The following is an 11,798-nucleotide window of genomic DNA, read 5'->3' as shown; positions in this document are numbered from 1 at the left end:
CTCGTCTACACCAGGGGGCAAGCCCCCACACAGGACACTGGTACATGGTTCGGACAGCGGTGTCCGGGCGGCGGTTCACGGTTTCGGGTCAGGGCGCACGGATGGCCGTGCGCGACGGAGGAGGCATCGGTGGCGGGCGAGTCCCCCGACAGGTCGAAGCAGCACGAGTCGTCGAAGGAGCCGACGTCGGGGAGTGGGTCGGCGGTTCCGGGCCCGGCCCGGCCGTCGGAGAGCGGGGCGTCCTCCGCCCCGGCCGATCCCCGTCTGACGGTGGCCCGGGAGCGGGTGCGCGTCGACCAGGCGACGGCTGTGTTCTCGACCCGCGCGCTCAAGGAGGCCGTACGGCCCTCCGCGGCGGACGGCGGTGGCACGGAGTCCACGGAGGCCGCCGAGGCCCCCGAGGGGGCCGTGAAGCCCGCGGGGACCGGCGAGGAGGACCGCAGGGCCGCGGTGGCCTCGTGGGTGCGCAGCGCGGACCGGGAGTCCGACGAGGCCGATGAGTCCGACGAGGCCGGCACGGCGGACGCCGCCGAGGACCCCGCGTCCGGTGGCGACGGTGACGGTGCGGCGGAGGACGGACCGGCCGAGCCGGCGGACGCGGTCCCCGCGAGGGCCGAGCGCGAGTCGGGCGGGTCGACGTCCGCGCCCGAGCGGAAGGCGGAGCCCGAGCCGGAGCCCGGGTCGAAGCCGGACGCGGCGGGTTCCGCGAAGCCGGCGGGGGCCGACGGGACCGCCACGACCGCAGAGGCCGACGAGAGCGGCAAGAGCGGCAAGAGCGGCAAGGACGCCAAGGGCGACAAGGACGACAAGGACGCCAAGGACGACCCGAAGCCCGCCGTCGACCAGGCCACCGCCGTCTTCAAGGCGCCGCGTCCCGCCGTGGACCGGCCCACCGCCACGCTGAAGCGCCGGGACACCGGTTCCGGCAAGGACGCGACCGGCAAGGACGGGGCGAAGGACACAGGCACGGGCGCGGGCACGTCCACGGACGAGGCCGCCCGCAAGGACACCAGGACCACCTCCCTGCGGAGACCCAAGGACTCCGGCTCCGGCACGGGCACGGGCACGGCCGCGTCGTCCGACGCTCCGAAGCCCTCCGACACCGCGGGCTCCGCCGCCGAGCGGGAGGCCGAGCGCACGAGCCGGTTCGTCCCGCTCAAGTCGTTCGACGACCCGGAGGCCGGTAAGCCGCGCCCGACGCCCACGGCCGGTCGAGGCGTCCGGACGGACACCGCGAAGCCCGCCGCCCCCAAGAGCCCCGAGAGCGACAAGAGCCCGAAGGGCCCCGAGGACGCCAAGGCGCCCGCCGCTCCCGTGCCGCCCGCCGCCCCGACCGCCGCGCTCCCGCGGGTCGGCCCCGAGCGCACCACCCAGCAGCCGCTGCCGCCGAAGCCGCCGCTCGACCTCCTCGCGGAGCTGACCAACACCCCGCCGCCCCCGGAGACCCCGGCGCGCACGCTCGTGCGGCGGGTCAAGATCTGGACGCCGCTGGTCGTGCTCCTCGCGATCGTCTTCGCGGTCGCACAGAGCATGCGTCCGCTCCCCGACCCGGCACTCGACCTCACCGCGCAGTCGAGCTACGCCTTCAAGGGCAGCGACACGGACATCCCCTGGCCGTCCGGGGGCCAGGCGGCGCTGGACGTCCTCGGCATCGGCTCGTACGGGTCCTCCGGCGAGCAGAAGCCCGCGCCGATCGCCAGTGTCACCAAGGTCATGACGGCCTACCTGATCCTCAAGAACCACCCGCTCAAGGGCGGCGAGGGCGAGAAGATCAAGGTGGACCAGCCGGCCGAGGACCAGGCGACCGCGGACGGCGAGTCGACGGTCAAGGTCCACGCCGGCGACTCCATCACGGAGAAGGAGGCCCTGCAGGCCCTTCTCATCGCCTCGGCGAACAACGTGGCGCGACTGGTGGCCCGCTGGGACGCCGGTTCGGAGAAGGCGTTCGTCGCCAAGATGAACACCACCGCCAAGCAGCTCGGCATGACCAACACGACGTACACCGACCCCTCGGGCCTGGAGAAGACGACCGTCAGCACCGCCGTCGACCAGGTCAAGCTCGCCAAGGCCGCGATGAAGGACAGCTCCTTCCGGCAGATCGCGGCGATGATGGAGTACACCGACTACAAGGGCGACAAGCACAGCAACTGGAACCGCCTGGTCGGCTACAACGGTGTCGTCGGCATCAAGACCGGCACCACCACGGCCGCGGGCGGCAACCTGGTCTTCGCGGCGGTCAAGAAGGTCGGCGGCCAGACCCGCACGATCGTCGGCGCGGTGGTGGGCCAGGGGCCGGGCGGCGAGGACAACACCATCCTCAGCGGGGCCCTCGACGCGAGCGACAAGCTGATCCGGGCCGCGCAGGCCTCGCTGGAGTCGGCGACGATCCTGAAGAAGGGCACCGTCGTCGGAGCCGTGGACGACGGTCTCGGCGGCCGGACGCCCGTGGTGATCACCAAGGACGTCAAGGCGGTCGGCTGGGCGGGCCTCACCGTGAAGCTGAAGTTCGCCGCGGACGAGCTGCCGCACACCGCGAAGGCCGGCGCCAAGGTCGGTTCGCTCACGGTCGGTGACGGCACGGGCAGCGCGGTGAAGGTGCCGGTCACCTTGCGGCAGGACCTGGAGGAGCCCGGCTTCACCTCGAAGCTGACGCGTCTGGGCTGATCCCTCGCACCCGTCCTTCCCCGTCCCGGTCCGGGCCACCGCCGTGTGGTGCGGACGGGGGCGGGGAAGACCTGTTCACGGAGGGTGGCACGGCGGGTCCCCGAGTTTCGGCGGCCGGCCCGCGGGGGGCGGGCGGGGGTCCCGTCCGGTGGGGGTGCCGGGGGCCGTGCGTGCTAGCGTCGCGAGACCGGGGGAGCGGACGGGCGGTGGGGCCCGACGGAACACAGGAAGACGGGACACGGGGAGTGCCTTGACGTGGCCGCAGCGGAGCCGACACATGCCGACGACTCCCGTCCGGGGAGCGAGCCGCCCCGGCGAATAGTGCTGCCCGCCGACGGTCCGGCCACCCCCACCACCCCCCGCCCCCACTCGGCACCGGACGCGGCGGACGACACCGCCGCACCGCAGGGCGAGGCGGCGGCCGAGGACGGTCCCGGCGCGACGTCCACGACGTCCACGACGTCCACGACGGCCGGGGCGCACACCGGCGAAGCACCGGACGCCCAGGGCACGCCCGCCGCCGGGCACCCAGCCGACCCGGCGGACGGTCCGGAAGGCCGGGACGGCCGGGACGACCTGGACGGCCCGGCCCGCCGTGCCCGCGACGGGCGCCTCGCCGGCGCCTTCGCCCCCGTCGCCCGGGTCTTCCGGCAGCGCCCCGTGCTCGCCGTCACCGTCCTCTCCGGGGTGCTGCACCTCGTCTGGTTCTTCACGTTCGCGAACAGTGGCGGCGACCTGGCCGCGCAGGACGCGTGGGCCGAGTTCGTCGGCCGCCACCCGGACTCGGCGTACAACCTCGCCTGGTACGGCGGCATGCACCCGGTCTCGTACAGCGTCGTCTCGCCGTACCTGATGTCCGTGCTCGGCGTCCGTACGACGATGATGATCGCGGGGACGCTCTCGGCCGGGCTGCTGACCATGATGCTGATCCGCAGCCGCTCGGTCCGCGACCCGCTGGGGCCCGCGCTCGCGGGCGTCTTCGCGCTGCTGTGCAACGCGGCCTCGGGCCGGGTGACCTTCGGCCTCGGCACGCTGTTCGGCCTGGGCGCGACCGCCGTGGTCTTCTGCTGGCCGTACCGCTGGCGCTACAAGCGGTGGGCGAAGGCGCTGTGCGCCGCCCCGCTGGCCGCGCTCGCGACGATGGCCTCACCGGTGGCCGGGCTGTTCGTCGGCCTGGTGGCGGTCGCGCTGTTCCTGCAGAAGCGCCGGCCGGGCGCCTGGGCGCTGGGGCTGGCGCCGAGCGTGGTCGTGGCGCTGTCGGCGTGGCTGTTCCCGTTCTCCGGCACCCAGCCGATGTCCTTCGGCTCGGTCGTCCTGCCGTTCGTGTACTCGGCGCTGGTCTACGCGCTGGTGCCGAAGGAGTGGAAGACGGTACGGATCACGGCCGCGGTGTACGGGCTGTCGATCCTGCTGGTCTGGGTGGTCAGCTCGCAGATCGGCTCGAACATCACGCGGCTCGCGATGCTGTTCGGCGGTGCCGTGCTGCTGGCCGCGCTGCCCTTCGCGGTGCCGCGCAGCCGCAAGTGGTACGCGATCGTGGTGGCCTGCGCGGGCTTCGCGACGTGGATCGGCTTCAAGTCGGTCGACGACGTCGTGCACACCACGCCCGCGGCCTCCTGGGCGCGCGAGCTGGCGCCGCTGGTCAACGAGCTGCAGAAGGCCGGCGCCGACAAGGGCCGGGTGGAGGTCGTCCCGGCCGCCTCGCACCGTGAGGCGTCCGCGCTGGCGCCGTACGTCAACCTCGCGCGTGGCTGGAACCGCCAGGCAGACATGGAGCGCAACCCGCTCTTCTACGACGACACCCTCAACTCGGCCAACTACCACGAGTGGCTGCGCCGCTGGGCCGTCCACTTCGTCGTCGTGCCCAAGGACGAGCCGGACGGCGACGGCGGGCAGCGGGAGCGGCAGCTCGTGCAGCGCGGGATGCCGTATCTGAAGCAGGTGTGGGGCGACACCAACTGGCAGCTCTTCGCCGTCACCGACCCGATGCCGCTCGCCGATCCCCCGGCCGTCGTGGACCGCGCGGACCAGGGCGAGCTGACCATCGAGGTGAGGAAGGCGGGCCGGGTCCTCATCCGCATCCCGTACTCGCCCTGGCTGGGCCTGGTCGACGCCGACGGCAAGGGCGTCAAGCCGCCGCAGGAGACGGAGCGCTCCAAGCACCGGACGGAGGGTGAGCCGAAGTCGTTCGACAACGTCAACGGCTGCCTGATGGAGACGGAGGAGGACGCGGCCGGCGACAAGTGGACCGAACTCCTCGCCCCGAAGCCGGGCGTCTACCGCCTGGGCGCCCCCTACCAGCTCCCCCGGGGCACCCCGTGCCCCGAGGAACTGCGCTGAGGGAACGCCTGGCGGAGCCGCGAGGAGGGCGGCGGCCGGGGTCCTAGCCCAGCGCCCCCTCCACCGCGGCCACGACCTCCGGGGACTCCGGCTCGGTCTGCGGGGAGAACCGGGCCAGGACGGTCCCGTCCCTGCCCACGAGGAACTTCTCGAAGTTCCAGCGCACGTCGCCGCTGTGCCCCTCGGCGTCCGCGGTCCCGGTCAGCCGGGTGTACAGGGGGTGCCGGCCCTCGCCGTTCACCTCGACCTTCTCGGTCATCGGGAAGGTCACCCCGTACGTCGCGGAGCAGAACTCGGCGATCTCCTCCGCGCTGTCCGGCTCCTGCCCCATGAACTGGTTGCAGGGCACGCCCAGCACCGTGAAGCCCTTCTCGGCGTAGCGCTCGTGCAGTCGCTCCAGCCCCTCGTACTGCGGGGTCAGCCCGCACTTGGAGGCGACGTTCACGACGAGGACGGCCCGGCCGGCGTACTGCGCCAGATCGGCGGAACCGCCCTGGAGGGCGCCGATCTCGACGTCGAGGACGGAGGACTGGGGGGACGCTGCGGATCCGGAACTCTCTACGGTCGTCATGACCGGATGCTAACTCCCACCCGGTGCGCGGCCCCGCGGTTCCGCCCGCCCGTACCGCGCCCACGTACCCCGGGGGCTGTTCCGCCCGCCGGGCTCAGGGCTGGTACGGCTGCTGCTGGGGCGGCTGCGGCTGACCGTAGGGCTGCTGTGCGGGGGCCTGGCCGGCGGCGGCCTGCGCGAGGAGCGGGTCGGCCTGCTCCTTGATGATCTTCGTCTCGGCGCCGCAGAAGGTGCACTGCGTCGCGTACTTCACCGAGACGGGGAAGAGCGGGATGAAGAACAGGGTGAACTTCGTGACGCGCTTGCGCAGCGTGTGCGCGGAGGGGTTGCCGCACCGTCCGCACACCAGCGTCAGTATCGCGAGCTGGTACAGATAACCCCTGGTCCCGAAAATGATCATGTTGTGGCCCTTCCCCGTCCGACACCCCACATTGCGGCGTTCAGCGTACGCGGCCCCGCTGACAGCGGCCGACGGCCTGCCCCACGGCATCCCCGCCCACGCCACGCGCCTCCGGCCCACGCCACGGTCATCCCGCGTACGGCCCGGCGGACCACACCGCCCGGGGCGACGGGAACCTCTCACCCGGGTGGACGAAAATCTGTCATGGCCGATGTAGACATCCGAGATCGCCAGGGTTATTGTTTCGCTCGTAGCCAGGAAGTCCACAAGGCGCGGCAGACACGAACTGCCCGCACGCGGACGGAGATGTGGCACGGCAGTGGAGTCGCGGGGCCGAAGGTCGATCGTGGTCCCGCCACTGGCTGCCGGGCCCGGCGGTCGCTCCAGGGCCGCCAGTGGTACGCAGGTCCGCAGTGGCAGGAAAGACATCGGAAGAAGGAGAAAAGGAGGCGAACGCCATCAGGATCGCCCGGGCGGGAAAGGTCGGCCCGGGTACCGCAGGCCCCGGAACGGAAGGTGGTCACACGGTCACGCATCCGCGATCCCCGCACGCCGGGTCCCCTCTCGGGGGCGCGTGCGGAAACAGAAGGCCGGTTTCGCAGTAGGCCGGTCGATGGTGTTACAAATCCCTCGGGGCCTTGGTGCCGTACGGCACCAAGGCCCCTCGACGCGTTATCCGATCAGAGGTGCAGATGACCGCAGACAATCCGCTCGACAGAATCGACGACGACGACTATCCCGCCTACACGATGGGACGGGCGGCCGAGATGCTCGGCAGCACGCCCGCCTTCCTGCGCGCACTCGGCGAAGCCCGGCTGATCACGCCGCTGCGCTCCGAGGGCGGCCACCGCCGCTACTCCCGCTACCAGTTGCGCATCGCGGCCCGCGCCCGGGAGATGGTCGACCAGGGCACCTCGATCGAGGCGGCCTGCCGCATCATCATCCTGGAGGACCAACTCGAAGAGGCCCGGCGCATCAACGAGGAACTGCGCAGGGGCGGCACCGGCGCCGACCGCAAGGCGGACGCCTGACCGTGCTTTTCCGGCGTTTCCGACCGGGAGGACCCTCTCCCGACCCGCTCGCTCGGGCCAGTACATAGAATGCGGTCTCATGCCGAAGCCTGACGAGCTGATCACTGGCATCGCCGCCCTCGTGGAAACGGGGCAGAGCAGCCGGATGTCCCTGACCGTGGTCACCGGCGGTGCCGTTCTCACGGGGCGCCTGGCTCCCGAAGCCGTGTGGCGGCAGCGGGTGGCCGAGGTGCTGACGGGATCCGCCCAGCTGAACGAGTTCGCCGCCGTCTTCGACACCGATACGAAGCGGGACGGACCACCCACCCACCTGCACTTCCACATGGCCCGGATCCTCCAGGGCACGATGGGAATCCCGGAGACGGGCGGGATGTACCGCGTCGCGATCGAGGACGTCAGCGCCTGGACCGTGGGCGACTTCAGCTACTCCGACCACTGAGTCGCGCCGGCCGCCGGCCCGCCCGACTCCCCCGAACACACCGCACCACCGCACCCCTGTCCCACCGACCCCTCGGCCGGTCCGCCGTTGCGCGGACCGGCCGTTCGTGCGCGCCGGCGCCGTCGCCCGCCGGTACGCGCCCGCCGGGTTCGGACGGCCGGTGGGCAAGACGGGCGGGAGGACGGCGGCAGGACGGTCAGCGGGAGCCGGACAGGATGCCGAGCGGGCGATGCCGTGGCGCGGGCCCGGCCTCGGCCGGCGCGGCCGGCGGCGCGGTGAGGGCGACGCGACCCGCGACGAGGTCGCGCAGCCGGACCTGGTCCGTGTAACCGGAACCGTTCCGCACGGCGGTGAGCCGGGCCAGGGTGACCCGGCCGGTGCGCCTGCCGTCCGCGTCGCAGATCACGAGGTGACGCGTGCGAGCCGCGGCCATCAGGGACAGCGCCACCTCGACCGTCATGTCGTCCCACACCTGGGGCCCGGCCGTCCTCGCGGCGGCATCGGTGCCCGCCCGGCGGGTGTGCGTCCCGGTCGACGTCAAAGCGGCCTCCTGTGGCGGTGGTCCTGTGTGCGGAACAGTTGCGGTGGCAGGCCCCGGGGCCTGCCCGAGAGGCTCTAGGAGGCCGCGGCCCCGGTGGCGGGCCGCTGCTCACGGGCGCGCCGGGCGGCCGGGACGGGGCGGCGCCGGCCACGCGGGGCGCCGCCGCGCGGGGGACGCTCGGCGACCGGCGCGGTGATGACGACGGGGACGCCGGACGGGGCCTGGGCACCGGTGATGCGGTGCAGTGCCTCCCCGCCGGAGCGCACCTCCGTGGTCGTCGGGACGATGCCGGCCGCCGCCATGAGCCGGGTCATGGCACGGCGCTGGTCCGGCGTGACCAGTGTCACGACGCTGCCGGACTCCCCGGCCCGGGCGGTCCTGCCGCCGCGGTGGAGGTAGTCCTTGTGGTCGGACGGCGGATCGACGTTGACGACGAGGTCGAGGCTGTCGACGTGGATGCCGCGCGCCGCGACGTTGGTCGCCACCAGGACGCCGACGTGCCCGGTCCTGAACTGCGCCAGGGTGCGGGTGCGCTGCGGCTGCGACTTGCCCCCGTGCAGGGCGGCGGCCCGTACCCCGCTGCCGAGGAGGTGCGCGGTGAGGCGGTCGACGGCGTGCTTGGTGTCCAGGAACATGATCACCCGACCCTCGCGGGCGGCGATGCGGGTGGTGGCCTCGTGCTTGTCGGCCCCGTGGACGTGCAGCACGTGGTGCTCCATCGTCGTGACCGCGCCCGCCGAGGGGTCCACGGAGTGCACGACCGGGTCGTGCAGGTACCGGCGCACCAGGGCGTCGACATTGCGGTCGAGGGTGGCGGAGAACAGCATCCGCTGCCCCTGCGCGTCGACCTGGTCGAGCAGGGCGGTGACCTGCGGCATGAAGCCCATGTCGGCCATCTGGTCGGCCTCGTCGAGGACGGTGACGGACACCTGGTCCAGGACGCAGCCGCCGCGGTCGATGAGATCCTTCAGGCGCCCCGGAGTCGCGACGACGATCTCGGCACCGCCGCGCAGCGCGCGCATCTGCCCGCCGATCGAGACCCCGCCCACCACCGTGGCCAGGCGCAGCCGCACGGCACGGGCGTACGGGGTGAGCGCCTCGGTGACCTGCTGGGCCAGCTCGCGCGTCGGCACGAGCACCAGGCCGAGGGGCTGCCGGGGCTCGGCGCGCCGTCCGGCCGTACGGGCCAGCAGCGCCAGCCCGAAGGCGAGGGTCTTGCCGGAGCCGGTGCGCCCCCGGCCGAGGACGTCGCGGCCCGCGAGGGAGTTCGGCAGCGTCGCGCCCTGGATCGGGAACGGCACGGTCAGACCGTTCCGGCCGAGCTCGGCCAGCAGCGCATCCGGCATGTCGAGGGCGGCGAACTCCTCCACGGCGGGCAGCGCCGGCGTGAGCGTCTCGGGGAGGGCGAATTCGCCCCCGGAGGCCGCCGGGCGACGGCCGCGACCGCCGGAGCGGGCCGGGCCGCCGGAACGGGCGGGGGAGCCGGAGCGGCCGGAGAACGAGCCGCCGAAGCGGCCGCCGGTCTTCCCGGCGGAGCCGCCGCTGCGAGTGCGGGTGAAATGGTCGGTCTGGCGCGTACGGTTCATGCGGAACCTTCCTCGATGCGGCATGTATCAGGCACGTATCAAGGAATTCCCGCAGTGACGACGACGCGGCGAATCGCGATACGGGACCGGTGGAACGAAAATGCGAACGCGGGCCGGCGGACCCCGCCGCGGACCTCGCGGATCTCGCGAAAAAAAATGCAGCTGGGGCCCGCACCCCAAGGGATGCGGGCCCCAGCTACGTGTGTGACGCGCCGGACTTTAGGCGGGAACGATGTTCTCCGCCGTCGGGCCCTTCTGGCCCTGCGCGATGTCGAAGCTGACCTTCTGGCCCTCGAGCAGCTCACGGAAGCCCTGAGCGGCGATGTTCGAGTAGTGGGCGAACACGTCGGGGCCGCCGCCGTCCTGCTCGATGAAGCCGAAGCCCTTTTCCGAGTTGAACCACTTCACGGTGCCGGTAGCCATGTCAATCTCCTTCGGGGGGTGCGTCGAAATCCGCACTGCGCGGACTCCGTGTCGCCGTGATGATCAGCCCGTCCGGAAATGACCGGTGATACACGAGCACCTCCGGCGGCGTGAGCCGGCCGAGAAGGGCTCGGACATTCGGGAACCACAACTGCAACTGAGAACGACACTAGCACGTCGGGGCGCTCCGCGCGGATCGAGCGATTCCACTCCGATTTCCTCACGAAAAAACCTGCGCACGCGTTTCGCGTAATTCTCATCCCGCGCCTGCAGATAATTCCGTCCGCCGGTGTCCTCAGGAGCCCGACATGGTCTTCCCGTAGACGGGGTCCTTGCCGGAGTCGCCGATGCCGACGGTGGGCCCGGTGAAGCTCACCGAACCGGAGGCCGCGATGCCGGAGGCGGAGCCGCGCAGGGCCCACACCGAACCGTCGTCGCTGTTCTCGCCGGGCGCGCCCACCGACAGGTCGGCGCGGTCGTCGCCGTTGTGGTCGGCGAGGTGGACGGTACTGCCGAACAGGTCCGAGGACTCGTTGGCGCCGGGGACGTCCGGGGTGCCCTGGTTGAGGGAGACGGCACCGTTCGCCGTCAGTCCGGAGGGCCCGCCGCGCAGCACCCATACGTTGCCGGCCTGCTCCGCCTCGCCGATGGTCTCGAAGTTGGCGCCCACCGCCAGGTCCGGGAAGTCGTCGCCGTTCACGTCGCCCGCGGCGAGCGCGCCGCCGAAGGAGTCGTTGGACTCGTCGGCGCCCGGTACGCCCTCGGTGGCCTGGCTGAAGACGGCGCCGCGTGTGGTGTCGACGCCCGCCGGGCCGCCGGGGAAGACGGTGACGTATCCCCCCTTCGCGGTGCCGTCCAGCACGCCGACGAAGTCGTTGCCGACGACCAGGTCGTCGTGGCCGTCGAGATCGAAGTCGGCCACGGTGAGCGCGCCCGCGAAGCCGTTGCCCACCTCGGTCTGCGGCGTGGGCCCGGAGGAGGCGCCCAGGTAGACGTAGTTGCCCCCGGCGGAGGCCACGACGAGGTCGTCGGTCCGGTCGCCGTCGAAGTCACCGGCGGCGAGCTGTACGGCGCCGTCGGGGTACGCGCCGGACTCGATCTCCGTGTCGAGGCGCAGCGTGCCGGCCGCGCCGCCGGACTTGGTGAAGCCGCCCTTGAAGATCCACACGTCCTTGCCGGTGGAGCCGACGGCGAGGTCGGTCCTGCCGTCCCCGGTGAAGTCGCCCACGGCGAGCGACTGGCCGAACCGGTCGTGGCCCGAGACGTTCGGATCGCTGATCGTCGTGCCGCCGGACAGTCCGGAGGAGCCGCCCCACAGGATGGTCACCGTGCCGCCGTCGGTGTCGCCGTCGACGTCCTCCAGCGGGGTGCCGACGACGAGGTCGCCGTAGCCGTCGTTGTTGAGGTCGCCGTGGGCGAGCTCGGTGCCGAAGCGGTCGTTCGCCTCCGGGGTGCCGGGCACACCGGAGGAGCTCTGCGTGGTGATCGTGCGGTTCGAGGCCTTGATGCCGCTCGAGGAGCCGTAGTGGACGACCACGGCCCCCGCCTTCCCCTCCCCGCTCGCGACGGCACCGGGGGCGGCGGTCGCCAGGTCGTGATAGCCGTCACCGTCGAAGTCGTCGCCGAACCCGGAGGGCGCGGCACTCGCGGCACCGGGCACGGCGATGAGCAGACCACCGGCAAGAGCGGCCACGACAGCGGCGGCACCGAGAACGGAGGAACGCCGGGAACGCTGGAGGACGCGGTATGACATGAATCCCTCTCGTAGAACACGTGTACGACAGAGTTGACCAACGGTCAGAC

The 11,798-nt window shown here is 72.5% G+C and carries 10 protein-coding genes; 4 read left to right on the top strand and 6 right to left on the bottom strand.

Annotated features, from left to right (window positions below):
* The first annotated feature begins 129 nt into the window (after positions 1-129).
* Positions 130-2,664 carry a D-alanyl-D-alanine carboxypeptidase gene (locus OHB09_RS13940; RefSeq protein WP_328922053.1) on the top strand — a complete coding sequence of 845 codons (2,535 nt, stop codon included), beginning with the start codon at positions 130-132 and terminating at the stop codon, positions 2,662-2,664.
* A 255-nt stretch (positions 2,665-2,919) separates the two neighbouring features.
* Positions 2,920-5,004, top strand: coding sequence for an MFS transporter (locus tag OHB09_RS13935; RefSeq protein ID WP_328922052.1), 2,085 nt, complete (start codon positions 2,920-2,922; stop codon positions 5,002-5,004).
* A 43-nt stretch (positions 5,005-5,047) separates the two neighbouring features.
* On the opposite strand, the gene OHB09_RS13930 is transcribed toward OHB09_RS13935, so the two are convergent.
* Positions 5,048-5,575, bottom strand: coding sequence for a glutathione peroxidase (locus OHB09_RS13930; RefSeq protein ID WP_328918831.1), 528 nt, complete (start codon positions 5,573-5,575; stop codon positions 5,048-5,050).
* Positions 5,576-5,669: 94 nt separating this feature from the next.
* Positions 5,670-5,975 (bottom strand): zinc-ribbon domain-containing protein, encoded by a 306-nt coding sequence (locus OHB09_RS13925; RefSeq protein WP_006143951.1) that lies wholly within the window; start codon positions 5,973-5,975, stop codon positions 5,670-5,672.
* Between the two features lie 692 nt (positions 5,976-6,667).
* Here OHB09_RS13925 and OHB09_RS13920 point away from each other — a divergent pair.
* Positions 6,668-7,006 carry a MerR family transcriptional regulator gene (locus OHB09_RS13920; protein WP_006143950.1) on the top strand — a complete coding sequence of 113 codons (339 nt, stop codon included), beginning with the start codon at positions 6,668-6,670 and terminating at the stop codon, positions 7,004-7,006.
* A gap of 79 nt (positions 7,007-7,085) precedes the next feature.
* Positions 7,086-7,445, top strand: a complete 360-nt coding sequence (locus OHB09_RS13915) for a hypothetical protein (RefSeq protein WP_006143949.1) — start codon at positions 7,086-7,088, stop codon at positions 7,443-7,445.
* Positions 7,446-7,641: 196 nt separating this feature from the next.
* Here OHB09_RS13915 and OHB09_RS13910 read toward each other — a convergent pair whose 3' ends face one another.
* The 4 genes from OHB09_RS13910 to OHB09_RS13895 all read right to left on the bottom strand — a co-directional run bounded on the left by OHB09_RS13910 (position 7,642) and on the right by OHB09_RS13895 (position 11,748).
* Entirely contained in the window at positions 7,642-7,986 is a 345-nt protein-coding gene (locus OHB09_RS13910; RefSeq protein ID WP_191854765.1) for a CBS domain-containing protein, read from the bottom strand.
* Positions 7,987-8,060: 74 nt separating this feature from the next.
* Positions 8,061-9,572, bottom strand: coding sequence for a DEAD/DEAH box helicase (locus OHB09_RS13905; RefSeq protein WP_191854764.1), 1,512 nt, complete (start codon positions 9,570-9,572; stop codon positions 8,061-8,063).
* Between the two features lie 219 nt (positions 9,573-9,791).
* Positions 9,792-9,995, bottom strand: coding sequence for a cold-shock protein (locus tag OHB09_RS13900; protein WP_006143946.1), 204 nt, complete (start codon positions 9,993-9,995; stop codon positions 9,792-9,794).
* 295 nt (positions 9,996-10,290) lie between these two features.
* Entirely contained in the window at positions 10,291-11,748 is a 1,458-nt protein-coding gene (locus OHB09_RS13895) for an FG-GAP-like repeat-containing protein (RefSeq protein ID WP_191891580.1), read from the bottom strand.
* Positions 11,749-11,798 lie beyond the last annotated feature (50 nt).

The sequence above is a fragment of the Streptomyces griseoaurantiacus genome (genome assembly GCF_036189845.1).
GTDB lineage: Bacteria > Actinomycetota > Actinomycetes > Streptomycetales > Streptomycetaceae > Streptomyces > Streptomyces griseoaurantiacus.
The sequence above is the reverse complement of the archived record's forward strand: the minus strand, read 5'-3'. Positions and strand labels throughout refer to the sequence as shown.